This window comes from Candidatus Pantoea rara, assembly GCF_051136265.1.
Classification (GTDB): Bacteria; Pseudomonadota; Gammaproteobacteria; order Enterobacterales; family Enterobacteriaceae; genus Pantoea; species Pantoea rara.
On sequence record NZ_CP194942.1, the window covers coordinates 3,654,274 to 3,679,958 of the forward strand.

Consider the following 25,685-nt stretch of genomic DNA (forward strand, 5'->3'; position numbering starts at 1 on the left):
TTTTGCTTAACTCATTCAGAAAAACTGATGATTAAAAGCACATTTCGCACAGTTATTGCTCAAAAGGTTAATAATCCACTCTATTGAAAAAAGGCAGCATAACCCGCTACCTCCATGAAATTATCCGTGATGCCTTACCCGGCTGAAGATAGTCAGCGCAGCCAGCAGCATCAGCACGCCGCTGGCAACGAACACCCCACCAGCCCCGCGCAGATCAAACATCCAGCCACCTGCCGCCGCACCAACAGTAATCGCCAGCTGGATAGTGGCCACCAGCAGACCACCGCCCGATTCCGCATCATCCGGCACCGCGCGTGAAATCCACGTAGACCAGCCGGTTGGCATCGAACCAAATGCCATTCCCCAGATTGCCACGCCCGCGCCGACCAGCCAGCTGACATCACCAAAACTCACCAGCATCAGCGCAGTGACACTCATTAATAGCGCCATACCACTCAGCGTCAGTGACACACTGCGGGTGACCAGAAAACCGGCCAGCGAGGTGCCAAAGAAATTCGCTACGCCAAACGCCAGTAACACCAGCGACAGTTGATTAAGATTGAGCTGCGCGACACCTTCCAGATACGGACGCAGATAGGTAAAGAAGGCGAAGTGGCCAGTGAACATCATGATCACGGCCAGCATTCCCCAGCGCATCACACCGATGCGCAGCAGTGCCAGCACCCCGCCGTTGCGGGCTTTGTTCTCTGCTGGCATCGCGGGCAGCGTAAAGAACTGCCACAGCAGCGCCACCGCCCCCAGTCCGGCGGTCAGCATAAAGATGTTACGCCAGCCTATCAGTCCGCCGAGATAGCTGCCGAGTGGGGTAGCGATAATCGTCGCCAGCGAGATACCGCTGAAGACAATAGAGAGCGCGCGCGGCACCTGATCGCTGGGCACCAGACGCATGGTGATGGCGGTAGAGAGCGTCCAGAAGCCGCCAATGGCCATGCCCAGCAGCACCCGCGCCAGCAGAATCACCGTCAGGTCAGCCGCAAAGGCCACCATCAGCGCCGAGGCGATCAGCAGCAGCGAAAACACCAGCATCACAATGCGGCGATCGATGCGCCGCGTGACGCTACCGGTGACCAGACTGGTAAACAGCGCCACCAGTGCGGTGATAGTGACGGTCTGTCCCGCCTGCCCTTCAGACACACCAAGGCTGTGGGCCATCGGCGTCAGCAGACTCACGGGTAAAAATTCGGCGGTGATGAGGCTGAATACCCCAAACGCCATTGCAAATACCGCGCCCCAGGCGGGGCGGGTCGGCGAGGAAACCTCATCAGCCACTTCGGTTGTCAGACTCATGCTGCTTCTCCGGAAGATAAAAAAGTGAGTGTGAGCATAGAGCGCCGCGTCAGGACGATCTATGATGCTTACACCTTCATTCTTGATAATTCGTCTGGAATCACATGAGTCACTATGGAGATCTGACCAGTGAACTGCTGATGGGGATGCGCCTGTATGGCGTGAACTATCAGCGCATCGCGGTAAGCGCGCCGTTCGGGCTGCATTATGAACACGCACCGGGTCGGGCACAGTTCCACTTTGTCGGGCGTGGCGCACTGCTGGTGCGCAGCGCCTCCGGCGAGGTGTTTCAGCTCAACAGCGGCGATGCGCTGCTGGTGCCGCACGGTAAACCGCACAGCCTGATCTCCAGTGAGGAGGCGGACTGCCAGTGCATTAAAAACATGGCGAGCAAACCGCTCTGCGACAGCGTCTGCGCCATCGCCGCCCCGGAAGATGCCTGTGAAGACGAGCACAGCGTGCTGCTGTTCAGCGCCTGCATGGCGTTTGAGCTTGGCGGTATGCAGCCACTGATCAACACCATGCCGGATGTGATGCTGGTGAGTACCCTGCTGTCACAATATCCGGAAATCCAGCCGATTCTGGCGGCGATGGAGCGGGAGTCACGGACCCGCCAGGCGGGATTCGCCGGGATTCTGTCACGTCTGGCAGATGTGGTTGCTGCGTTGATAGTACGCGGCTGGGTAGAGAACGGTTGCGGCCAGAGTAGTGGGCTGGTGCAGGCAATGCGCGATCCCCGCCTGAGCCAGGCGATTGCCGCAATGCATCGCGAGCCGGGCGAAAACTGGACGGTAGCGCGACTGGCCAGCGTGGCAGGCTGTTCGCGCTCAGTATTTGCCGGACGTTTTCTCACTGCCACGGGCATGACGCCGCTGCGTTATCTCACGGAGTTGCGGATGCGGCTGGCAGTGCAGCGGATTGTGAACAACGGTGAAGCGGTGGAAGCCGTCGCTTATCACCTTGGCTACGGCTCGATTGCGGCATTCAGTCGCGCCTTTAAACGGATTGTCGGGCAGTCACCAGGGGCGCTGCGTGCCGGACGCGACGGCACGCAGGCGCTGGCCTCTTAGCGAAAGACGCTGATCGCTTCCACCAGACGGTTAGCCTGATGGGTCATGCGACCAGAAGCCTCGGCGCTTTCTGTCACGCGGGCGGCATTCTGATGGGTGATGTCATCCAGATCTTCCACTGCTGAACTGACTTCGCTGAGCGCGGTCGCCTGTTCCGCCGTGGCGGCGCTGATCTGGGCAATCAGTGCGGTGACATTCTGCACCTGCGATACGATATCCTGCATCGTGCGCCCTGCCGCGCTGGCGTGCTCATTGCCCGAGTTAACCCGGCTGGCGCTGGTTTCAACCAGCATTTTGATTTCGCTCGCGGCTTTGGCGCTACGCTGCGCCAGGCTGCGCACTTCGCCCGCCACCACGGCAAAGCCCTTGCCCTGCTCACCGGCCCGCGCTGCTTCCACAGCGGCGTTCAGTGCCAGGATATTGGTCTGGAAGGCTATCCCGTCAATGACGCTGGTAATATTGGCAATCCGCTTTGAACTGTCGGCAATTTCGCCCATCATGCCCATCATTTCGGTCATCACTTCGCCGCCTTTGCTGGCCGCGTGGCTGGTGCCAGCTGAAAGGGTATTCGCCTCATGTGCAGTTTCAGTGTTGCTCTTCACCGTGGCGGTCATTTCGTTCATGGTGGCCGCAGTCTGCTGCACGTTGGCAGCCGCCTGCTCGGTACGGCGGCTGAGTTCGTTATTACTGCGTGCGATGGCGTCGCTGGCACTTAACACATTGATCGCCTGACCGCTGACATCATCCACCAGCCAGCGGAACATCAATCCGAGCTGACCGATAGCGCGCAGCGTGATGCCGACCTCATCAACGCGGTCCATCTGCTCGACCTTGTGACTCGCACCGGTTGCCACACTCAGCGCCTGTTTGCACATCCGCTCGATAGGACGTGAAATCTGCTGCTCCAGCCACAAACTGCACATCAGAAGCAGTCCGGCCATGCCTGCGGTAAAACCTGCCAGGGCAGCGTGTGTCATGCCCAGTGCCCAGACGCCCGCCACCGAGAGGGGCAGTAACGCCATCAGCGTGCTGCGAATCCGCCAGCGCAGGGGCAGCGTCTTCAGGATTGAGGCGGGGCGACGCCAGCCACTGCGCAACAGCAGGCCCTTGTGAAAACGTCGCCCTCTGGCACGGCCTTCACGAAAATCCTGATAGAGCGCTTCGGTCTGACGCACTTCTTCTGCCGTGGGTTTAGTGCGCACCGACATGTAACCCTGCACTTTACCGTCGCGCACCACCGGAATGGCGTTCGCCCGTACCCAGTAATGATCGCCATTTTTACGGCGGTTCTTGACCAGTGCGGTCCAGGGTTCACCCTGTTTCAGCGTCGCCCACATATCGGCAAACGCTTCTGACGGCATATCGGGGTGACGCACCATGTTATGCGGCTGGCCGTTGATCTCATCGGCGGTGAATCCGCTCGCTTCGATAAACGCATCATTGGCATAGGTGATGTGGCTGTTGAGATCGGTGGTCGACATCAGTGTCGCATGATCGTCGAACAGATATTCGCGCTGAGAGACTGGCTGGTTGTTACGCATCAAAAGTCCTTGAAGAACCGACGTCCAGCACGCGGCAGTCTGAGTGGCAGCGTGAAAACGGTGGGCTGAGAGATAACGATTACCTTTTTTTATATATTCGGCATGCTTCAGCCCACTCTTTAGCGATTAAGTTAAATTAATGGCAATAAAAAAGCCGCTTTGTAGCGGCTTTCACATTTTTGGCTGATTATTCATCTGTTAGCCGGACTGGAGGATTCCGGCAGCCGGCTAGCTGAGGTCGACATTACGGGTGCCAAACCACCAGGTGAGCAGGAATCCGCCCGTCCAGGCCACCACCAGCCCGGCCAGGTAAACCGCCATACCGGCGAAGATCCCCTGACTGGAGGTCATCAGTGGCAGCGTGACCAGCCCGGAGGGACCAAATACCGTGTTCATCCCCACCGGCAAACCCAGCCACGCCACCAGCCCGATAAAGAAACCGCCCAGCGCCCCGCCACCGCAGGCGGTGATAAAGGGTTTAAGGCGCGGCAGTGTCACGCCGTAGATCAGCGGCTCTCCGACACCAAGCAGGCCCGGCACGATAGCCCCTTTGATCTGCGCCCGCAGCAGCGCCCCTTTTTCGGCTTTGCACCACAACGCCAGTGATGCGCCGACCTGTCCTGCGCCCGCCATCGCCAGAATCGGGAACAGCGAGTTAAAACCCTGGGTTTCCATCAGCGCAAAATAGACCGGAATAAAGCCCTGATGGATGCCGAACATCACCGCGATCAGGAACAGCCCGGCCAGCAGCGCACAGCCAAAGGGATTGTTATTGAGGTGGATAAACAGCCACGACATCCCCTTAAACAGTTCGCCGCCCAGCGGCATGATCAGCAGATAGGTGATAGCCCCGGTGATCACCAGCGTGAACAGCGAGGTGAGGATCATATCGAGGTTGTCAGGAATGATTTTGCGCAGCTGTTTCTCGATCCACGCCCCGCTAATCGCCGCCATCAGCACGCCGATAATGTTGCCACGCGGGTCGATCGTCAGGCCAAAGAAACTCTCCATGCCGCTGTAGTAACCGGTGGTGGCCGTGGGCACATAGCCGAGCACAAACAGTGAAGCGATGATGGCGCCATTAACGCCACTGCCACCAAACGCTTTCTGCGCGTTGTAACCGATCAGGATGCTGAGGAAGGTGAACAGCCCTTTGCCGAACACCTTCATGTATGCCACGGTGTGCAGCAGCCAGGGCGCATGGTCGCCGGGGGCATTAAGGTGGAGGCTCTGCTCAATCAGCGTCGCGAATCCCAGCAGCAGTCCTGCGCCGATAAAACCCGGGATCAGCGGGGTGAAGATAGTGGCGAAGCGTGACAGAAACTGATGCACGCCACTAGTCTGTTTTGCTTTTAGCTGCTGTTTCTGCTGCGCCGCCAGCTGGCTGAGTCCGGGTGTTTCGCCCTGCGGAGCCAGGGTGGTATGCCCCTGCGCCAGCAGGCTTTGCATTCCTTCGGCGGCGGTTTGCGCTTTGCCCGGCCCCAGGACAACCTGCAACTGCGCCTCGCTGTCAATAACGCCTAAGACGCCCGGCAGGCTTTTTAACCGGGCCAGATCAACCTGTTCCGGCTGGTTCAGCGTCAGGCGGAGCCGTGTCATACAGTGACCGCAGGCCGCGATATTTTGCGCGCCACCGACCGCCTGCAGGATGTCACGCAACAGTGCCTCGGTGATTTTCGCCATTAGCGTGCTCCCGCAGCCTGCAGAGCCTGACGGATAAAGCCTTCATGCTGACTGAGCAGAGCTTTGGCCTCATCAGCAGTCAGGCCAGCCAGCACCATCAGGATGGCAGTTTTGCAGTGTCCGCCACAGGCGGTGAGCGCGGCGCTGGCCGTCGCGTCGTCACAGTCCGTGGCCTGTCTGACGATGTTGACCTGCCGCTGCACCAGTTTCAGGTTGGTGGCTTCCACATCGACCATCAGGTTGCCGTACACTTTTCCGCTGCGGATCATCGATCCGGTGGTGAGCATGTTGAGCACCAGTTTCTGGGCGGTGCCCGCTTTCATACGGGAAGAGCCAGTGACCACTTCCGGGCCAACCACCGGCGTGAGCGCAATCGCGGCGACCTGCGACATGGCACTGCCAGGATTACAGGTCAGCGCCACGGTGGTCGCGCCAAGCGCGTTCGCGTAAGCCAGCGCACCGAGCACATAAGGTGTGCGGCCACTGGCGGCGATACCGACCAGCACATCGTGGCGGCTGAAGTGGATTTCTTTCAGGTCCTGCGCGCCCTGCTCCCGGTTGTCTTCGGCGTTTTCTACCGCCTGGAGTATGGCGGTATGGCCGCCGGCAATCAGACCGATGACCTGTTCACGTGGCGTACCAAAGGTAGGTGGGCATTCGCTGGCATCCAGGATGCCCAGCCGCCCGGAGGTGCCCGCGCCGCTATAGATCAGTCGTCCACCTACCCGGAATGCGGCGCAGATGGCGTCAACGGCGGCAGCGATTTCCGGCACGATAGCCTCCACCGCCAGCGCCACCTTTTTATCTTCATCATTAATGACGCGCAGCATCGCTTCTGTGGAGAGTTCATCAATGTTCTGGCTGGCCGGGTTGCGGCCTTCAGTGATCATCTGGCTGAGGTCGAGTTTCATGACGGGCTCCGCTAAGGAATAAATTATTCAAATTACCCATTATCATAACGAATGATTAATTCATTGAGTGAGATCTTTTTTCAATGGATGCGGGGTGAATCATGCTGCGGGAGATTGACTGGCCAGCGCTGAGCGTAAACAGGGCACCTGGCATTCTGAGCTTAATGGCTTTTTGATCGCAGCCGGTCAGAAAAGGTTCAGCTGATCGCAAAGACGCAGTCGTCATCCATGAGGCGAGTAAACCGGCGGCCGAGGCCCCAGAGATGGGTTGACGCTGGCTTTACGCAGCCCCTTTATATCCCACTGAACGGCACACATGCTGGTCTTTGATTTCTGCATTATCGACCATGCAAGAACTCAGCGTCACAAACAAAAAGGGCCCAACTTTCGTTGAGCCCTTTTTGATGTTAACGCCGTATTCAGCTTGCGGTCTGTGTCCGCAGCTGCAGCTCATACTCTTTAGCCTGTTCAGCGTCGAACTGGTTTTCCCAGCGGGCAATCACCAGCACCGCCAGCGCGTTACCGACCACGTTCAGCGCGGTGCGCGCCATATCCATGATGCGGTCAACACCGGCGATAAACGCCAGGCCTTCCAGAGGAATACCGACGCTGCCCAGCGTGGCCAGCAGCACCACGAACGATACGCCCGGCACGCCAGCGATCCCTTTCGAGGTCACCATCAGGGTCAGCACCAGCACAATCTCGTCGGTCAGCGACAGATCAATGCCGTACAACTGCGCAATAAAGATCGCGGCGATACTCTGATAAAGCGTTGAACCATCCAGATTAAACGAATAACCGGTCGGCACCACGAAGCTGGTGATCGCTTTCGGGGCGCCGTAGGCTTCCATCTTCTCCATGATGCGTGGCAACACGGTTTCTGAGCTGGACGTGGAGTAAGAGAGAATCAGCTCATCCTTCAGGATACGCATCAGCGTGGTAATCCGCAGCTTACAGAAGCGCGCCACCCCGCCCAGCACCACAAAGGCGAAGAACAGAATCGCCGCGTACACCAGCAACACCAGCTTAGCCAGCGGCCACAGCGAGGCAAAACCGAAGTTAGCAATGGTCACCGCGATCAGCGCAAACACACCTACCGGCGCATAACGCATGATCATGTGCGTCACTTTAAACATCGCTTCAGAAATGCCACGGAACAGGTTCACCAGCGGATCGCGCTGTTCTGACGGCAGTGACGACAGACCTAAGCCAAACAGCACCGAGAAAAAGATAATCGGCAGCATGTCGCCCTTCGCCATTGAGGCGAAAATATTCTGCGGGATCAGCGACAAAATGGTGGTCACCAGGCTGTGCGGACCGCCCTGTACCTCTGCCGTTGTCGCTTCATATTTAGAGATGTCCACCGTTGCCAGCGTTGACATATCAATGCCGGTGCCGGGTTGAAATACGTTAGCCAGCGTAATACCGACCACAATGGCAATGGTGGTGATCACTTCAAAGTAAAGAATCGTTTTGACGCCGATGCGTCCCAGCTTCTTTGCATCACCCACGCCAGCGATGCCGACAATCAGGGATGAAATCACAATCGGTACCACAATCATCTTGATGAGATGAATAAAGATATCGCCTGCCGGACTGAGCACGTTGGTGACTAACCATTCACGATTGTCTGGCTGATTATGCAACACAGCACCCACAACGATGCCAAGCACCAGGGCTGTCAGAATCTGCCAGGCCAGGCTGATTTTAAAACCTTTCATAACGCGTAATTTCCTCAGTCAAAACCCGTTTCTCTCTACTGCGAAGGTGCAGAAGACAATACACACAGGGAGTGAGCAAAAAGCCCGGTAAATTAGAGGGTGTTTAGAAACAGCGCCTCGTATGAAAATCTGATGATTCCCATACCCATTTTCAGACGCGGTCTGAGTTGATACCTGCAGAACAGGGGCGAGATAAGTACCATTTTCACTGCAGTAAATGCAACCCCCGGAAGATCCGATTAAAAGTTAGCCACCTAAGTAGCATAAAGTGCTGCCAGAAGTAAAAATCCCTAACCTGCTGTTATGAAAAGTAATACTTCGATGACTTTACGCATAGCTATTCAGAGTTGGTTAAAAAGGCTGCCGGCGCGTTTGCTTGCTTTTTATCCAGCCTTTACCAGGATGACACCCTTTTTTAATTCCCCCTCGCCAGCAGGGAGTTAACAGGAAATATCAATCCGGCTGTACGCTTCGTGGCGAGAGGTTTATGACGTGATCTGTGGCGCAAAAAAGAAACAAAGACTCAGGGCAGGCTTTAATTAACCATTGATTGACATATCATTAACATCTTCAAGGAGATCCGTCATGAGCCAAAATCACATTCATCCCGTTCCGGATAATATTGCAGCAAACACCCTGATTACAGCTGAACAGTATCAGGCGATGTATCAGCAATCTGTCGACGATCCAGACAGCTTCTGGGGCGAACAGGGCAAAATCCTTGACTGGATCAAGCCTTACAGCAAAGTGAAAAACTGCTCGTTTGCGCCAGGTAACATTAACATTCGCTGGTACGAAGATGGCACGCTCAACCTGGCGGCAAACTGCCTTGACCGTCATCTCGCCACGCGCGGCGATCACCCGGCGATTATCTGGGAAGGCGACGACGCCAGCGAAAGCAAAACCCTGACCTTCCGCCAGCTGCATGCCGAAGTCTGTCGCTTCGCCAACGTGCTGGAGCTGCTGGACGTGAAAAAAGGCGACGTGGTAGCGATCTATATGCCGATGGTGCCAGAAGCCGCTGTGGCGATGCTGGCCTGTGCGCGAATTGGTGCCGTCCACTCAGTGATCTTTGGCGGCTTTTCACCGGAGGCGGTCGCTGGCCGCATTGTCGACTCCAGCGCCTCGCTGGTCATTACCGCTGATGAAGGGATCCGCGCCGGTCGCAGCATTCCGTTGAAGAAAAACGTTGATGATGCGTTAAAAAATCCGAATGTCACCAGCGTGAAAAACGTGGTGGTGTTTCAGCGCACAGGTAAAGATGTGGGCTGGGTTGAAGGCCGCGATCAGTGGTGGCATGCGCTGATGCTGAACGCCAGTACTAACCACTCTGCAGCCGAAGTCGGCGCAGAAGATCCGCTGTTTATCCTTTATACGTCGGGTTCTACCGGCAAACCTAAAGGTGTGTTGCATACTACCGGCGGTTATCTGGTCTATGCCGCCACCACGTTTAAGTTCGTCTTTGATTACCATCAGGATGATATCTACTGGTGTACCGCCGATGTCGGCTGGGTGACGGGTCACAGCTATCTGGTCTATGGCCCGCTGGCTTGTGGTGCCACCACACTGATGTTTGAAGGGGTACCGAACTGGCCGACGCCGAGCCGCATGGCGGAAGTGGTTGATAAACATAAAGTCACCCTACTCTACACCGCGCCGACCGCCATCCGGGCGCTGATGGCGGAAGGTGACAAGGCGATTGCGGGCACCGATCGCAGCAGCCTGCGCATTATGGGATCGGTCGGCGAGCCGATTAACCCGGAAGCCTGGGAGTGGTACTACAAGAAAATCGGCAACAGCCGCTGCCCGATCGTGGATACCTGGTGGCAGACCGAAACCGGCGGCTTCATGATCACGCCGCTGCCGGGCGCGACCGCGCTAAAAGCCGGTTCAGCCACCCGCCCCTTCTTTGGCGTACAACCGGCGCTGGTGGATAACGAAGGTCAGCCGCAGGAAGGTGCCTGTGAAGGCAATCTGGTCATTACTGAGTCGTGGCCAGGTCAGGCGCGAACCCTCTTTGGCGATCATGACCGTTTCGAGCAGACCTACTTCTCCACCTTTAAAAATGTCTACTTCAGTGGTGACGGTGCCCGTCGTGATGAGGATGGCTACTACTGGATCACGGGTCGCGTTGATGATGTGCTCAACGTCTCTGGTCACCGCCTTGGCACCGCCGAAATTGAATCGGCGCTGGTGTCGCATCCTAAAATTGCCGAAGCGGCCGTGGTCGGGATTCCGCACAGTATTAAAGGCCAGGCGATTTACGCCTATATCACGCTGAATCATGGCGAAGAGCCGTCACCGGAGCTGTACACCGAAGTGCGACAGTGGGTCCGCAAAGAGATTGGCCCGATTGCCACGCCTGATGTGCTGCACTGGACCGACTCACTGCCGAAAACCCGCTCTGGCAAAATCATGCGGCGTATTCTGCGCAAAATTGCCACCGGCGATACCAGTAACCTTGGTGATACCTCTACCCTCGCCGATCCTGGCGTTGTAGAAAAACTGCTTGAGGAGAAACAGTCGATCAAAATGCCTTAAGCGCACGCAGTCCGGCGGGAAGATCGCTTCCCGCCACACCCGCCCTACGCAGTCTGTTTCGGTAGTCACAACTATTATAACCAGCTGAATCCGCGCCCTGTCGTGAGGTTCTCGCCTGCAAGTCCTCTGGAGAAAATGTGATGAATGACGCCCTTTCGAATCAGGATGCAATCAATCAGCAGATTGAACGTAATCCCCTTTTTCATGAGTTAGTCCATAAACGCCAGGCGTTCGCGACGTTACTGTCGGTGATCATGCTGGTGCTCTATGTCGGCTTTATTCTGCTGATTGCCTTTGCACCCGGCTGGCTTGGTACGCCGCTGCATGCCGGTACTAACGTGACGCGCGGTATCCCGATTGGTGTCGGGCTGATTGTGATGTCGTTTGTGCTGACCGGCGTCTATGTCTGGCGCGCCAACGGTGAGTTTGACCGTTTAACAAAAGCCATCCTCAGCGAGGTGAAACCATGACCCGTCTCACCTTATGGCTGCTGGCCTTAATGTTGCCGTTTTCAGCGCTGGCCGCTGATGCGATTACCGGTGCGGTTCAGCGTCAGCCGACCAACTATCAGGCGATTATCATGTTTACGATTTTCGTCGGTGCCACATTGGGGATTACGTACTGGGCGTCGAAGCGGACCCGTTCGCGTAACGACTATTACACGGCCGGCGGCAATATCACCGGTTTCCAGAATGGTCTGGCGATGGCGGGTGACTTCATGTCAGCGGCCTCGTTCCTGGGCATTTCGGCACTGGTTTACACCTCCGGCTATGACGGGCTGATCTATTCGCTCGGCTTCCTGGTCGGCTGGCCGATGATTCTGTTTTTAATCGCCGAGCGGCTGCGCAATCTGGGTCGCTATACCTTTGCCGACGTCGCCTCTTATCGTCTGAAGCAGATGCCAATTCGCACCCTGTCAGCCTGCGGCTCGCTGGTGGTGGTGGCGCTCTACCTGATCGCGCAGATGGTGGGTGCCGGTAAACTCATCCAGCTGCTGTTCGGCCTTAACTATCATGTGGCGGTGGTTCTGGTCGGCATTCTGATGGTGATGTATGTGCTGTTTGGCGGCATGCTGGCCACCACCTGGGTGCAGATCATCAAAGCGGTCCTGCTGCTGTTTGGTGCGACCTTTATGGCGGTCATGGTGATGAAGGCGGCCAATTTCAGCTTTAATACGCTGTTCACCGAAGCGATGGCGGTCCATCCCAAAGGCATCGCGATTATGCAGCCAGGCGGACTGGTCAAGGATCCGATCTCGGCTCTGTCACTGGGGCTGGGGCTGATGTTCGGTACGGCCGGATTGCCGCATATTCTGATGCGCTTCTTCACCGTGGCGGATGCTAAAGAGGCCCGTAAAAGTGTCTTCTGGGCCACCGGTTTTATGGGCTACTTCTACTTCCTGACCTTTATTATCGGCTTCGGAGCCATTCTGCTGGTGGGCGCGAACCCGGCCTTTAAAGATGCCAGCGGCGCGCTGATTGGTGGCACCAATATGGCGGCGGTGCATCTGGCGAATGCCGTGGGCGGCAGCACCTTCCTGGGCTTTATCTCTGCGGTAGCCTTCGCTACGATTCTGGCGGTGGTGGCGGGCTTAACGCTGGCGGGCGCGTCGGCGGTGTCGCACGACCTCTATGCCAGCGTGTATCGTAAAGGTCAGGCGAGCGAGAAAGATGAGCTGCGGGTCTCCAAAATCACTGTGCTCGCACTGGGCGTGGTAGCGATTGCGCTGGGTATTCTGTTTGAGAAGCAGAACATCGCCTTTATGGTCGGGCTGGCTTTCTCGATTGCGGCCAGCTGTAACTTCCCCATCATCCTGCTGTCGATGTACTGGTCAAAACTCACCACGCGCGGTGCGATGGTGGGCGGCTGGCTCGGTCTGCTGACTGCCGTGATTCTGATGATCCTCGGCCCCACCGTGTGGGTTCAGGTGCTGGGCAACGCGAAGCCGATTTTCCCTTATGAGTATCCGGCGCTGTTCTCCATGGTGGTGGCCTTTGTCGGCATCTGGCTCTTCTCCATTACCGACCATTCGCAGCAGGGTGCAGAGGAGCGCTCACGCTTCCGCGCGCAGTTTATCCGCTCGCAGACGGGCACCGGCATTGAACAGGGCAAGGCGCACTGATCGCCGTTTACCGCGCATAACGTTCAGGCAACAAAAAAGGGCGACTACCTCGGTAGTCGCCCTTTTCTTTCACGCAACAGAATCAGAAGCGCAGCGATGCACCCACGTACGGGCCATCGACCAGCACGTTATCTTTGCGTCCATCTTTGTTGTTCAGTTCGATGTACTGATAACCCACACGCAGGTTAAGCAGTGAAACCGGCGTGAAGCTCAGGCCGCCAGCGGCTTCCTGATAGCTGTCGAGCTGATCGGTGAACGACTCTGGCGCGTAATAATACTCGCCATACAGGCCCCACATGCTGTTGATGCTGTAGTGTGCTGCACCACCCAGCGCCACCGCAAATCCATCTTTTCCATCTTCCGGATGGGTGAAGATCGCTTTTGCGGTCGGTGCCAGACGCAGTGGCCCGAAATCAACGTTGTAACCCAGACCTGCACCGTAGGTGCTGCCGTCATGGTCGCTACGCAGCCAGTTACCTTTCAGAAACAGACCGGGTGTTGTGGTGCCCAGACCCAGATTCAGGTTGGTGTTGTGTTCGCTGACATCAACACTGCCTTCAATCGCCTGAGCGGCACCGCTCAGTAAAACCAGCCCGAGGGCGCTCCCGGTAACAAGTTGCTTAAACATGATTCCACTCCGTGAAGGACAATTAATTCGGCCGCAAGGTTAACAGCCTGAAACGGGGAGACAACAAAATCTGGAAAACTTTACGTAAAAATACGTGTCTCTGCCAGGAGAGTTGCCGTCGGCAACGCAGTGTAGACTATATTGTCCACATCAGGTGTCCAATCAGCGGGGCCAGTACCACGGTCACAACACCAGACAGCATCATCACCAGGCTGGCGACCACGCCCTCCTGCTGCCCCAGCTGATAAGCGCGAGCGGTTCCCGCACCGTGCGACGCAGCCCCTAATCCGGCCCCTTTCGCCACGCCCTGCTTAATTGCGATGCGCAGAAACAGCACGTCACCGATTGCCATGCCAAACACGCCCGTCATCACCACAAACAGCGCCACCAGATCGGGCTGACCGCCAATCGGTCCGGCTGCGGCCAGTGCAAACGGTGTGGTAATGGAGCGCACGGCCAGGCTGCGCTGGATAGACTCCGGCAGGGTTAACAGTCGTGCCAGCCAGACCGAACTGCAGACGGCGACCAGCGTAGCGGTCAGGACGCCCGCGCTCAGGGACAGCCAGTGGCGCTTAATAATCTCCACGTTCTCATAGACCGGCACTGCAAACGCCAGCGTCGCCGGTCCCAGCAGCCAGAGCAGCCAGTGGTTTTCTGCAATATAGTCCTGCCAGCTGATGTGCGTCAGCAGCAGAAGAGCCACCAGCACCAGCGGCGTCATCACCAGAGGCATCAGCAGCAGTGTGCGCCAGCGACGGTAAAGCCGTTTATTCAGCGTATAAACCAGCAGCGTAACCGCCACACAGAGCAGGCTGAGCAGAACATCACGCATCGGGATCCTGCTTACGCGCGGCGCGCGCGACTTCATACTGATAGAGCCGGTCCACTACCCAGGCGGTGGAAGCCAGCACCAGCATCGTGCTGACGCCGATGACCACGCAGATGCGCAGGCCATCGACCCGCAGCAGATCGCCATAATTCACCACCGCGACCACCGCCGGAATAAAGAACAGCAGCATCTCGGCCAGCAACCAGCGTGACCCGGCTTTTACCCAGTTCAGCGGCACAACCCGCGTCACGATTAACGCCAGCAGCAACAGCATCCCGACGATATTGGCGGGCAGCGGCAGGTGCAGCCAGCTCACCAGCCGATCGCAGGCGATAAACAGGCCGATATAGAAACCCAGCTGCAGTGGCAGGCTGAGCCATTGCACTGCGCGGTTGCTGCGGAAAGTGAGCGCTAACGCCATCACTTTGTCTCCCCTTTAAATTGATGTCACCAGTATAAAACGCCAGCACAAGGTGAAAAAAATGAATTAAAATTATCTGAATCATGCCTGAAAGGAATAGTTATGGATGTTCGCGCCCTGCGTTACTTTACTGAAGTAGTTCGCCAGCAGAGCTTTACCCGTGCGGCGCAAAAGCTGTTTGTGACGCAGCCGACCATCAGCAAAATGCTGCGCCAGCTGGAAGAGGAGCTGGGCTGCACGCTGATCCTGCGCGATGGCCGTCGCCTGCACCTTACCGACAGCGGCCAGGCGGTCTATCAGCGCGGCCTGGCGATCCTGCAGGAGTTTCATCAGCTGGAGGCGGAGATTGGAGACATCAACCAGCTCAAAACCGGTGAGCTGCGGCTCGGTATTCCGCCGATGGTGGGTATGCAGATAGCCGGATCGATTTCGGCTTTTCGCCGTCGCTATCCTGGCGTGAAGCTGAAAATTTCGGAGTTCGGCGGTCTGACCGTTCAGCAGGCGGTGCTGGCGGGCAGTCTTGATATCGCCCTGACCGCGCTGCCGGTCGACGCCGAGCTGCCGCTGAACACGCTGCCCCTGATGCATCACCCGCTCTGCGTGCTGCTGCCACGACGCCCGGAATGGCTCAGCCGCCAGCAGATTGGGCTGGCAGAACTGGCAGAGCATCCGCTGCTGATTTTCAATGAGGAGTTTTCGCTGAATCGTCAGCTGATGCAGGCGTTTCAGCGGCTTAACCTGACGCCAACGGTGGCGGTGCGCAGCGGTCAGTGGGATTTTCTGGCGGCGATGGTGCAGGCGGAGATGGGGCTGGCGATTCTGCCGGAGCCGATCTGTCAGCGGCTGGATAAGCAGTCGCTATTGTGGCTGCCGCTGGAATCGGAGCTGAAGTGGAGTCTGGGATTGATTTGGCGGGAAGGGAGTTATCTGTCGCGCAGTGCGCAGGCGTGGATAAACTGTTGCCGCGAGCACTGGCCGGATGAGCCTCCACGGCTATCGGTGTGAAAAGCTGGCACGCCCGCATAAAGGCGCAGGCGTGCCAGTCAGGGCTTACTCTTCTTTTTCTATCAGCAATGCTTCCAGCAGATCCAGGTCGTGCAGTAAGGTCTGCATCGTCTCATTGGAGATCTGTTGGGTCGCGCGCAGATGATAAAGCTCAGCGCGTTCAGCGCGCAGCCCGGTCAGGCGGAATCGACGTTCAAGGTTCTCAGCGTACAGCGCATGCTCAAGGTCATTCTTGCCTTCGGCGCGACGACGTAAGTTGCCTGTTACGCGCAGACTCACCTCTTTCAGCAGTTCCGGATCGATGTTCTCTTCCGACTCATTTTCCAGCCGCTGTTCCATCTTATGCAGGCTCTCAACCGCTGCACCCGCCATCACCGCACGCGCATTCTGCAGCTCACGGCGATGTGCGCCTTTGTCGATGCTATCAATGCCGCGCAGCAGAATCGGCAGCAGCACTACACCCACCAGCAGTGAGACCAGAATCACGCCGGTGGCGATAAACACCAGCTCATAGCGCGCCGGGAAGGGATCACCCGTGGTGAGGTACAGCGGAATCGACAGTACACCTGCCAGAGTAATCGCACCCCGCACCCCGGCAAACGTGGCGATCAGCAGCTCACGCAACGAGTAGTTAGCAAACTCCAGCGGCTTTTTCTTCAACAGACGTTTGCTCAGACGCTGCATAATCCACAGCCAGCCAAAACGCACCAGCATCAGCGCCAGATAAACCAGTCCGATATCGGCGAACAGCATCCACAGCTCGACGTTGGTATCGGCCTGAGCCTGGTCGATTGAGGTCTGCAGAATGTCCGGCAACTGCAGGCCCAGCATCAGGAACACCATGCCGTTAAAGATGAACTCCAGCATCTGCCAGACGCTGTTGGCACGCAGGCGCATCGCCAGCGGTGCCTGACGAATAATACCGGAACGGGTGATGGTCATACCGGCCGCCACGGCCGCCAGAATGCCTGAGACACCCAGATGTTCAGCAATCAGATAAGAAGCGAATGGCAACAGCAGCAGCAGCACGGTCTGTGTGGCCGGATCATCCCCGCTCCAGCGGCTGAACAGGCGCAGTGATTTACCGTACAGCCAGCAGATCGCCACACCGGCAATCAGGCCGCCAATGGCGACTTTCATGAACTCAATGCTGGCACCGCCCCAGGTAAACACCATGGTGCCCATGGCGACGGCCACGGCAAATTTCAGGGATACCAGGCCCGATGCATCATTCATCAGGGCTTCACCCTGCACAATCGACATAATCTTCTTGGGAATGCGGCCTTCACCGACAATGCCGGAGAGCGCTACGGCATCGGTTGGCGACAGCACCGCCGCCAGCGCAAAGGCAGGAATCAGCGGGATACCTGGCACCATCCAGTAGATCAGATAGCCAATACCAATGACGGTAATCAGGACCAGCGCCAGCGCTAAGCCAATAATTTCGCGACCATGATGCAGGAACTCACTGATCGGCGTTTTCCAGCCATCCGCGAACAGCAGCGGCGGAATGAACAGCACCAGAAACAGTTCCGGATCAAAGTCGACATGCAGACCAAACGTTGGCCAGGCCAGCATCGCACCCACGGCGATCTGAACCAGCGGCAACGGGATCTGAAAAGGGAGAATACGGGCCGCGACGCCAGAGAGCGACACGACCAGCGTCATGATGAGAATAGTAAAAAAGATTTCCATGCTTTCCTTAGGCGTCGTTTCTTTCAATCATTGGTTAAGCGATAAAGTGTAAAACAAACGGCGGTGAAGATTGTCAGCTACGCGTGCGCCGGGCGGGAAAAAAGTGAAAAATTCCGGACGCGCAGTCGCACGCCCGGTTGTACAGTCAGATCGCCCAGCCACCGGCGTAAAACGCCACCAGCGCGACGGCAATAATCACGGTGCCGACGTTAAGCTTACGCCATTCACCGGCGAAGAGACGCCCTACTACCAGGCTGGCGAAACCGATCATGATGCCGGTCACGATGTTGCAGGTGAGCACAATGATCACTGCCGTTAACAGGCCCGACATCGCATCAACAAAATCACCGAAGTCGACTTTTGCCACGTTGCTGAGCATCAGCAGCCCCACATACATCAATGCCGGCGCAGTAGCATAAGCGGGCACCAGATAAGCCAGCGGCGACATAAACAGGATGGCGAGAAACAGCAGGCCGACCACAATCGCGGTGAGGCCGGTTTTGCCGCCCGCCGCCGTTCCTGCCGCCGATTCAATATAGACCGCAGCCGGTGACGCGCCCACCAGTCCCGCAAACAGGCTGCTAATAGAGTCGCTGGTCAGCGCACGGCCACCGTTGATAATCTGGCCCTGTTTATCCAGCAGGTTTGCCTGACCGGCGACCGCGCGAATAGTGCCGGTGGCGTCAAAGACCGCTGTCATCACCAGTGCCAGCACACTGGGCAGCACAGCAGGTTTTATTGCACCCATGATGTCGAGGCTGAACAGCAGTGACTGGCCGCTGGCGTCACGCAGGCTTGGCAGTGCAAACAACCCCTGATAGCTCACCGCCGGATCAAAAATCAGGCCCAGCAGCGAGATGGCGATAATCGTCAGCAGGATGCCGCCCGGCACCCGGCGCTTCTCAAGTCCAATAATCGCGGCCAGCCCCATCAGCGTCATCATCACCGGGAATGTGGTGAAGTGACCCAGCGCCACCGGCAGGCCCGGTGCCGGATTTTTCACAACCAGACCCACGCCATCAGCGGCAATCAGTAGCAGAAACAAGCCAATCCCGACGCCGGTGCCGTGCGCCACCCCCATCGGCAGGTTACGCAGGATCCAGGCACGAATGCCGGTCACCGAGATCAGGGTAAACAGCAGGCCCATCAGGAATACTGCGCCCAGCGCCACCGGCACACTGATGTGCTGACCCAGCACAAGACTGAAAGCAGTAAAGGCGGTTAAAGAGATCGCGCAGCCAATGGCCATCGGCAGATTGGCCCACAGCCCCATAAGGAGGGAACCAACGCTGGCAACCAGGCAGGTGGCGACAAACACAGCCGAAGGGGAGAAACCGGCTTTGCCCAGCATTCCCGGCACCACAATGACGGAGTAGACCATCGCCAGGAAGGTGGTGAGTCCGGCCAGAACTTCCTGGCGTACGCTGCTGCCGCGCGCCGAGATCGAGAACCAGGCGTCCAGTTTTCCACTGGCCGGGCGTGATTCAGTTGACATAGTTGAGCCTCAAAAATTTTTGTTGTGTGGATCGCTCTGCGACCATCGCTGTCCCTGGAATAAGCGGGTAGACGGCGTCACTGTCGGGATTCACCCGGCAGGCAAACGTTTACCTTGCCGCAGATAGTTGGCCGTCAAAAGCAGCCAGATAAAAAGGCATGCGATTATCCGGCGTTTAGCGGCACATTTTCAACTGTCAGAGGGAGAATCTTCAGCATAAAGATCAGGCGTAAGCGGCTTCCTGGTGCGAGGCTTTCGTCAGCATAAAGTGCTGAGCTATTGAAGTTAAAGAACTTTTAAGGAGATGGACACCGGCGCAGCCCTGATAAGACAAGCTACGCCGGTGGAGAGGGGGCATTAACCTGGCAGCGAAAGCTCGCCGCCCTGCACAATCGCGCGTTGCCAGGCAGCACGCTCCTGCACAGTCTGCAGCCATTTCCCGGTAGCAGGCATCTGATCAAGTCCGGCACGTTGCGCCAGCGCCAGCAGTGGAAAGCTCATCTGGATATCCGCAATTGAGAAACGCTTACCGGCAAACCAGGGATTAGCAGCCAGATGCTGTTCGATCATTTGCTTGTGCGGCTTCAGCTGTTTATCCAGGAACGCTTTCTGCACGCCTTTACCAAAAGCAGCCCCGACCGGGCGTAGCAGCCACGGCACCGGCGCCTTACCCATTTGACCAAAGATCAGCTTCATTACCAGCAGCGGCATTAGCGAGCCTTCGGCATAGTGCAGCCAGTAGCGGCACTGTAGCCGTGATTCCTCATCACTGACTTTCAGCCGGAACTCGTGATCATATTTCTCTTCTAGGTATTCAAGAATGGCGCCTGATTCTGCCACCACCTGATTGCCGTCAGTAATGACCGGAGATTTTCCCAGTGGATGCACTTTTTTCAGCGCCTCCGGGGCCAGCATGGTTGGTTCGCGTTGATAGCGTTTCATCTGGTACGGCACTTCCAGCTCTTCCAGCAGCCAGAGCACCCGATGCGAGCGTGATTTCTCAAGATGGTGAACGGTGATCATCATGATTCCCTGTGTTTTGACCTTCACCAAGTATAGACGTCACTCCACGTCCGGATGTTTATCATCCTGTTCCGGGTCGAGCAACACCGCACCGGAGCCCTGCTGACCCAGCCGGTCGCCGGGATTACGCAGTGGGCAGTCGCGCATCGACAGGCAACCGCAGCCGATACAACCATCCAGATCATTGCGCAGGCGGGTCAGCGTTTCGATGCGCTTATCCAGCTCTTCACGCCAGTGCTGCGTCAGCGCATCCCACTCCGGGGCTGACATGCGTTTGTTCGCGGGTATGTGATCCAGACTGTCGCTGACCGTGGCCAGCGGAATGCCGATGCGCTGTGCAATCTTGATAATCGCGACGCGACGCAGCACATCACGGCTGTACCGACGCTGATTTCCGCTGTTACGGGTGCTGGAGATCAGCCCTTTGGTCTCATAGAAGTGCAGCGCCGAGACCGCCACACCGCTGCGGCGTGCCACTTCGCCCGGTGTTAAAACCGGTTTTGGATAGTTGCGTTCTTTTTTCATCAGGCTCTTTACCTCAAGTTAACTTGAGGAATTATACTCGCTCTCCATCGAAACCCCTAAACTCCTATTACCACTGACTAAGCACCAGAAGGATGAGGCCATGATGCAAGAAGAGATCATTCATTCCCTGACGCACTGGATTGACCAGAACCTGGATAAGAGCCTGTCTATCGATGAAGTTGCGGCGAAATCAGGCTATTCGAAATGGCATCTGCAGCGTATGTTCCGTTCGGTAACGAAACAGACGCTGGGTGGCTATATTCGTGAACGCCGTCTGACGCTGGCAGCAGAAGCCCTGTCGCTGACACAGCGCCCGGTGTTTGATATTGCGATGCAGTATGGCTATGACTCGCAGCAGACCTTCTCACGGGTGTTTCGCCGTCAGTTTGCCCAGACGCCTACCGCATACCGCCACACCATGCGACGCCAGGCGATTCAACGCCCTCGCCTGCTGAGTTTTGGCTGTAACGATCCGATCAACAGCTTTACTCAACGCACCACCGGCGAATGCTGCCCGGTTCGTTAACTCTTTGTTGCGCCCGCCCCGGGCGCATCTGCCTGATTTTTCCGCCGTTCTTCTTCTGCTGCTTACCCTTCCTTCGTGTCACTGCCATACCCGTGTAAATTTTGTTCAAAATTTAAAATCGGGTGATATAATGTGACCCAAGTCACACTTTAAACCTGGTTTGACGGCAAAAAAGTCTTCCCTGACACACTTTTTTGTCGCCGGTGATGTCCGCAGATTGTCAGGATTACCTGTTGATATTGAGGTCCGGCCAATGGCTACGTTAACCACCAGTTTTCTTGTTATGCGTTGGGAATTGCTGAGCGCAGTCATGATGTTTTTTGCCAGCACCCTGAAAACTAAACTTCGTCAGGATAGCCGTCACGTGATGGCATTTATGTGTGGCGGGATTGGTTTAGGCATGACCTGCTGGTTTGTTACCGGGCTGATGGGCATTACCCTGAGCATGGAAAACGTGCATAACTTCGTGGAAATCTCGAAGCATGCCTTTATTGATGCGATGAGCCAGGCGCCTGCTGACTGGCCGATGCCCTGATTGATTCCCTGAATTTTGCGCATAAAAAACCCCGCTAAGCGGGGTTTTTTATATTGCTGTGTGTGCTTAAATTTTCTTCAACATGGCAGGGATATTAACATCCTGCACTGTAACGCCCGGGCTCTGCGTTCCGCGGCGATCCTGAATCCACATATCTCCCATCATCTGATTTAAACCACGATCTAATCCGGTAACCAGTCCTGCACCTGGGGTGAAGGTCAGTTCGCCAAAGTAGATCCGCTCGTCATGGATATACCAGTCCACACGCACATAGTCGAAATCGCTGGCCAGCTTCTTGCTCAGTTCGAGCGCATGTTCCAGTGAAGGCATAATCGGAGACACATCCAGACCGGTATCGCGAATCTTGTGATAAGCCTCATTGAGGTTATTCACGTAGAAGTTCATCGACAGCAGCGGCTGGCAGCGGTTGTAGATCACCTGCAGCACATATTCGAACTTGCCATCACGCTTGTTGAACATATGAAACTTGTAATCAATCGGCGCACTTTTGCCATCACCAATGTACTTCTCAACCAGGATACGTGGCTTGATGTACCGATAGTGAATCTCACGCGCTTCGTTGGCGAAGTCAGTCTTCAGCCAGCGATAGCAGTCATGAATGATCTGCTGCTTGCGCAGTGCGTCCGGCTCTTCCAGCAGAATCTCTACCATGTTGGAGGCGTGGTTCGGCTTAATCACCGTTCCCTTCCAGCAGGGTAAGCTATTCAGCGTTGTTGGATCAGTGGTTTCGTGTACCAGCGGAATCAGGTATTCATTACCGATTTTTTCAGCAATGAATTCGCGCACCGAGTACTTATCTGACAGACGACCATAGCTCTGGTAATCGCCGAAGATAAACTTACGGTACAACACCTTTTCGTTGAACACTTTTGGCTGACGCAGATTGGGCAGCTTTCTGAACTTGTGGAAGTAGTAAATGCGGTCCTGATAAGCCCAGGGCATTTTCTTAATAAAGTACTGCACACTTCTTCTGAGTTCTTCTTTCAACTTGAGCATATCTGACCTCATTTGTATGTTTTGTAGTTGAGTGAGGAAACCTGAATCTTTTGAATGACGCCGTTTTTAAAGAAGTAATTCATTACGGTCAGGGACAAAAGTTCTGAAAGGAAAACGCTCCACGCGGCCCCCATGATGCCGTGACCCTGGATCAACCACCAGGAGAGCGGCAAACTGATGACCATCAGGCAGATGATTTTCCTCAGCAAGTAGTTAAATCCTCCCTCTTTGACCATGTAGCGATACGCTACGGTCCCCATTGCCGAAAAGCTGGTCGCTATCGACAGCAACGTAATGAGACTTCCTGACTGTGTGTAAGCCGGTCCGTACAACGCAATGATGATCCGCTCGCCGTAAAGCGAAATGACAAGCAGCATCAACAATGAAACACCCATAACGTAACCATTAAGCCGCGCCGCCAGCTTAATGGCGACCTCGCCGCGCTCTCTGAAGATCTCAGTGAAGCAGGAGGTAATGAGCGCCACCGGGATAAAAATCCAGGAGGCGGAAATGGTATTCGCTGCCGCGAACAGGCCAAGGTCGCGTGCGGGAGCCGTGCCTGCCAGGAACATCTGCGCCGCTTTGACCTGCACCGAGATAAAGATGCTGGAGATAGCCAGCGGCAGTCCGGCGTACATTAGATAGCGCAGATAGGCGGTGCGCTTTTCGCGCGGCGGCATCTGATCCTGATGGTCCTGATAAAAGTTGCGACGTTTGATCAGGTAAGGCACCAGCGTGACGGCAACAATCGACAGCGTTAGCCACAGCGGGTTAAGACGCAGCCAGGCGACGGTGAAACTGATGCCGAAACTCAGCAGCATGCCCACTGCGTTAGCGATGGTGTTAAGACGCGAGGCAAGACGTGCGTTGTTATAAACGCTGAAAGTGTCCTGCGTGACAAAAACCGAGGCAATAAATGAGGCCAGTGCAAACGCCAGGAAGTTTTCCTGCATGTTGTACCAGACCCAGATTAAGACTGGCACCGAAGTGACCAGCAATAACACCATGCGCATCGTGCGGGCGATGGTCATCAGGCGCAGGCCTTTTGACGCATTTTTGCTGACGCGCTTAAACAGAATGGTTTCGGTGCCAAAGATTGCAACGGTTTGCACCATCGCGAATAGTGAGGTAGAAAACGCCATCTGGCCAAACACCGTTGGCCCAAAGGACTTCGCCACGTAAGACGTCACAAAAATGACGCCAAAAACGGAGATGATCTTCTCAGACATCATCCAGGCGGCATTAGACATTACGCTCAATTTCATCAACTCTTCCTTAGTATTACTCAACTACAACCGCTTCGGTACAACATCCCTGTAACGAATTAATAAGCGCTCAGTGGGCCTGGCGAAAACATAAGACTTCAGACCAAGCTGGTCCGAAAATTGAGATGCAAATCATAATCCGGAGAGTGAAATCAGGATAATTCTTATTATAAATGGTGCGAATCACTTCAAATGGAAACGATTTCAGGCTGAAAATAAAACAGCCTTAAAGAGCCCTGCCGACATAATAATCCCGTCGGTAAGGGTAAATATCCTGTGTACGTTGTATTTTTTCGTATTTTGGATGCGATGAATTTATAACAAAAATCCCCCTCCAGGAAGGCGCGCCCCCCTGATAAGAATAAAATAAGATTTATCCCATGATGATATTTCTTCTAAATATCTTAATTTAGGCTTCGCAATTCAATTCGCGCACTTTAATACTGCCTTAATAAAATCTTACAGTGCCAGAAATTATTAAAGTCATTCTCATCCATTAATCGATAAGAAAGGTAAGAGCATTTATGAGAAAGTCACGATACAGCGAAGATCAAATCACAAATGCCATTAAAGCTTCTGAATCGGGCGTGAAAGTCAGAGAGATCTGTGAAGAGTTAGGTATCTCTGAAGCCACGTTCTATAGCTGGAAGAAGAAGTTTTCTGGGTTGTCTTCGGAAGAAGGCAGAAAAATCAAAGAGCTGGAAGAAAAACTGCAAAACATCACGCGTGAATTGCAGACGCTCAATTCAGATAAAGAGATGCTGCAGAGCGTTCTGAAGCACTTCTTTACGACGAATGAAAAACGTCAGGCTGTGGATTTCCTGCAGACTACCTTCGACATCGGTACCCGTCGTAGCTGCCGCTTATTAGATATCAGCCGTAGCGTATACCATTATCCGTCAGGCACGGAGAATCGCTAAACCCAATGCTACCGCGCTTTTTAGACTTAACGCTGAGATTTGTTCTTACCAGAAGAGATGAAGATCATTTAACAGGACAATTGCGGCACCCTTTTCCGCTCCATTTATAACTAATGAATGGCTTCACGGCTAAGCTTCTTTTTTTGCGGTAAAATTGATTCACAACAGCAAAAGTCTCGCATTCTACGGCTATTCGCCCCCTCCCAATCTCGTTTACGCGGGATTGGGCCCTCCATTTTTTACGTAAGCCCAGCTAATCACCGGAACTAATTCCCTTCAATTCTATTAAGCCGCTTTAAACACCGCGCGAAAAACAACCATCCTTTTTTTAAGTTAATTGTGGCACTAACTCAAATTCTGCGGCTTCGTTTTAATTCCCGGCTATGGGTTTATTGCATTAACTTTCTCCAGGATTAATCCAGGATAAATAGTTTATTGCTCCTTATCACTAACGTTCAGTGTCTATCTTTTCACTCTCTTCATTGCGCATCATTGATGCCAGAGATTAATCTTTAATTAATAGCGCAGCGGCGGAATTTTCTTACTCATTTATCATTGAGTGAAGTTAATAGTGGTTTCTGGCCTCTCTTTCCACGGACCTTACAGCAATAAATAGCCTCTGATAAAAGCGTAACGTCCATAATGCCGCACTATTTTCCCTGATTAATGACGGATATCTGAGCAGTAAGGTTCTGCCAGGGCTGAAAAGAGCCCTGTTCAGCAGACCCTGAGTGCCATTTTTTTACTGAAGAGCGAGGGATAAAAGAGTGAATCAGAGTGGACAGTACAATCACGCAGCGGAATGAAATCGATTTCGCGGCATAAATCTGCCGCAGAGCGTGCAAATCGGGATAGGGTTTAATCTTAAAAAGCCGCGCAGCGGGTTTTCCACACGGCAAAAGGG

22 protein-coding genes are annotated in these 25,685 nt (G+C 55.3%); 8 read left to right on the forward strand and 14 right to left on the reverse strand.

Translation table 11 applies throughout. From position 1 onward, the window contains the following. Positions 1-120 precede the first annotated feature (120 nt). Complete coding sequence (locus ACR8BF_RS17275; protein ID WP_434745328.1) at positions 121-1,308, reverse strand: MFS transporter; 1,188 nt, start codon at positions 1,306-1,308, stop codon at positions 121-123. A 104-nt stretch (positions 1,309-1,412) separates the two neighbouring features. Here ACR8BF_RS17275 and ACR8BF_RS17280 point away from each other — a divergent pair, with 104 nt between their 5' ends. Beyond that, positions 1,413-2,378: an AraC family transcriptional regulator gene (locus ACR8BF_RS17280; protein ID WP_179897255.1), complete on the forward strand. Its 966-nt coding sequence runs from the start codon at positions 1,413-1,415 to the stop codon at positions 2,376-2,378. Here ACR8BF_RS17280 and ACR8BF_RS17285 read toward each other — a convergent pair. From ACR8BF_RS17285 to gltP, 4 genes are all read right to left on the reverse strand, one after another. After that, a complete protein-coding gene (locus ACR8BF_RS17285; protein ID WP_434745329.1) occupies positions 2,375-3,919 on the reverse strand; it encodes a methyl-accepting chemotaxis protein in 1,545 nt (514 codons plus the stop codon). The two genes, ACR8BF_RS17280 and ACR8BF_RS17285, sit on opposite strands and share 4 nt — an antisense overlap. Before the next feature lie 228 nt (positions 3,920-4,147). Next, a complete protein-coding gene (murP, locus tag ACR8BF_RS17290; RefSeq protein ID WP_434745330.1) occupies positions 4,148-5,602 on the reverse strand; it encodes a PTS N-acetylmuramic acid transporter subunit IIBC in 1,455 nt (484 codons plus the stop codon). Continuing rightward, positions 5,602-6,513: an N-acetylmuramic acid 6-phosphate etherase gene (murQ, locus tag ACR8BF_RS17295; RefSeq protein ID WP_434745331.1), complete on the reverse strand. Its 912-nt coding sequence runs from the start codon at positions 6,511-6,513 to the stop codon at positions 5,602-5,604. Before murQ ends, murP begins: the two co-directional genes overlap by 1 nt. 419 nt (positions 6,514-6,932) lie before the next feature. Next, positions 6,933-8,234: a glutamate/aspartate:proton symporter GltP gene (gltP, locus tag ACR8BF_RS17300; RefSeq protein ID WP_179897247.1), complete on the reverse strand. Its 1,302-nt coding sequence runs from the start codon at positions 8,232-8,234 to the stop codon at positions 6,933-6,935. A gap of 585 nt (positions 8,235-8,819) precedes the next feature. Between gltP and acs the strand changes: the two genes are divergently transcribed. From acs to actP, 3 genes are all read left to right on the forward strand, one after another. Continuing rightward, a complete protein-coding gene (gene acs / locus ACR8BF_RS17305; RefSeq protein WP_313697811.1) occupies positions 8,820-10,775 on the forward strand; it encodes an acetate--CoA ligase in 1,956 nt (651 codons plus the stop codon). Positions 10,776-10,915: 140 nt separating this feature from the next. Beyond that, positions 10,916-11,245: a DUF485 domain-containing protein gene (locus ACR8BF_RS17310; RefSeq protein ID WP_179897244.1), complete on the forward strand. Its 330-nt coding sequence runs from the start codon at positions 10,916-10,918 to the stop codon at positions 11,243-11,245. Continuing rightward, positions 11,242-12,897, forward strand: a complete 1,656-nt coding sequence (gene actP, locus ACR8BF_RS17315; protein WP_179897241.1) for a cation/acetate symporter ActP — start codon at positions 11,242-11,244, stop codon at positions 12,895-12,897. The genes ACR8BF_RS17310 and actP overlap by 4 nt, the downstream gene beginning before the upstream one ends. Positions 12,898-12,979: 82 nt before the next feature. Here the strand turns inward: actP and ACR8BF_RS17320 are convergent, their stop codons facing one another. From ACR8BF_RS17320 to ACR8BF_RS17330, 3 genes are all read right to left on the reverse strand, one after another. Then, entirely contained in the window at positions 12,980-13,525 is a 546-nt protein-coding gene (locus ACR8BF_RS17320; RefSeq protein WP_179897239.1) for a YfaZ family outer membrane protein, read from the reverse strand. A gap of 136 nt (positions 13,526-13,661) precedes the next feature. Next, complete coding sequence (locus tag ACR8BF_RS17325; RefSeq protein WP_179897237.1) at positions 13,662-14,357, reverse strand: LrgB family protein; 696 nt, start codon at positions 14,355-14,357, stop codon at positions 13,662-13,664. Continuing rightward, positions 14,350-14,775, reverse strand: coding sequence for a CidA/LrgA family protein (locus tag ACR8BF_RS17330; RefSeq protein ID WP_179897235.1), 426 nt, complete (start codon positions 14,773-14,775; stop codon positions 14,350-14,352). Before ACR8BF_RS17330 ends, ACR8BF_RS17325 begins: the two co-directional genes overlap by 8 nt. 102 nt (positions 14,776-14,877) lie before the next feature. On the opposite strand from ACR8BF_RS17330, the gene ACR8BF_RS17335 reads away from it, so the two are divergent. Continuing rightward, a complete protein-coding gene (locus ACR8BF_RS17335; protein WP_179897233.1) occupies positions 14,878-15,780 on the forward strand; it encodes a LysR family transcriptional regulator in 903 nt (300 codons plus the stop codon). 45 nt (positions 15,781-15,825) lie between these two features. On the opposite strand, the gene ACR8BF_RS17340 is transcribed toward ACR8BF_RS17335, so the two are convergent. The 4 genes from ACR8BF_RS17340 to soxR all read right to left on the reverse strand — a co-directional run bounded on the left by ACR8BF_RS17340 (position 15,826) and on the right by soxR (position 20,518). Next, a complete protein-coding gene (locus ACR8BF_RS17340) occupies positions 15,826-17,475 on the reverse strand; it encodes a Na+/H+ antiporter (protein WP_179897231.1) in 1,650 nt (549 codons plus the stop codon). A gap of 145 nt (positions 17,476-17,620) precedes the next feature. Next, a complete protein-coding gene (locus ACR8BF_RS17345) occupies positions 17,621-18,970 on the reverse strand; it encodes an NCS2 family permease (RefSeq protein WP_434745332.1) in 1,350 nt (449 codons plus the stop codon). Positions 18,971-19,327: 357 nt separating this feature from the next. Then, positions 19,328-19,993 (reverse strand): glutathione S-transferase family protein, encoded by a 666-nt coding sequence (locus ACR8BF_RS17350; protein ID WP_179897825.1) that lies wholly within the window; start codon positions 19,991-19,993, stop codon positions 19,328-19,330. A gap of 39 nt (positions 19,994-20,032) precedes the next feature. Continuing rightward, positions 20,033-20,518 (reverse strand): redox-sensitive transcriptional activator SoxR, encoded by a 486-nt coding sequence (gene soxR / locus ACR8BF_RS17355; protein WP_090963716.1) that lies wholly within the window; start codon positions 20,516-20,518, stop codon positions 20,033-20,035. 100 nt (positions 20,519-20,618) lie between these two features. On the opposite strand from soxR, the gene soxS reads away from it, so the two are divergent. Together soxS and ACR8BF_RS17365 are read left to right on the forward strand one after the other, a co-directional pair. Beyond that, entirely contained in the window at positions 20,619-21,044 is a 426-nt protein-coding gene (soxS, locus tag ACR8BF_RS17360; RefSeq protein WP_179897227.1) for a superoxide response transcriptional regulator SoxS, read from the forward strand. A 253-nt stretch (positions 21,045-21,297) separates the two neighbouring features. Then, positions 21,298-21,579, forward strand: coding sequence for a YjcB family protein (locus tag ACR8BF_RS17365; protein ID WP_179897225.1), 282 nt, complete (start codon positions 21,298-21,300; stop codon positions 21,577-21,579). Positions 21,580-21,645: 66 nt separating this feature from the next. Here the strand turns inward: ACR8BF_RS17365 and ACR8BF_RS17370 are convergent, their stop codons facing one another. Then, positions 21,646-22,596: an ATP-grasp fold amidoligase family protein gene (locus ACR8BF_RS17370; RefSeq protein ID WP_010252168.1), complete on the reverse strand. Its 951-nt coding sequence runs from the start codon at positions 22,594-22,596 to the stop codon at positions 21,646-21,648. Positions 22,597-22,604: 8 nt separating this feature from the next. Next, a complete protein-coding gene (locus ACR8BF_RS17375; RefSeq protein ID WP_179897223.1) occupies positions 22,605-23,861 on the reverse strand; it encodes an oligosaccharide flippase family protein in 1,257 nt (418 codons plus the stop codon). A 524-nt stretch (positions 23,862-24,385) separates the two neighbouring features. Between ACR8BF_RS17375 and ACR8BF_RS17380 the strand changes: the two genes are divergently transcribed. After that, positions 24,386-24,781 (forward strand): transposase, encoded by a 396-nt coding sequence (locus ACR8BF_RS17380; protein ID WP_090963707.1) that lies wholly within the window; start codon positions 24,386-24,388, stop codon positions 24,779-24,781. Positions 24,782-25,685 lie beyond the last annotated feature (904 nt).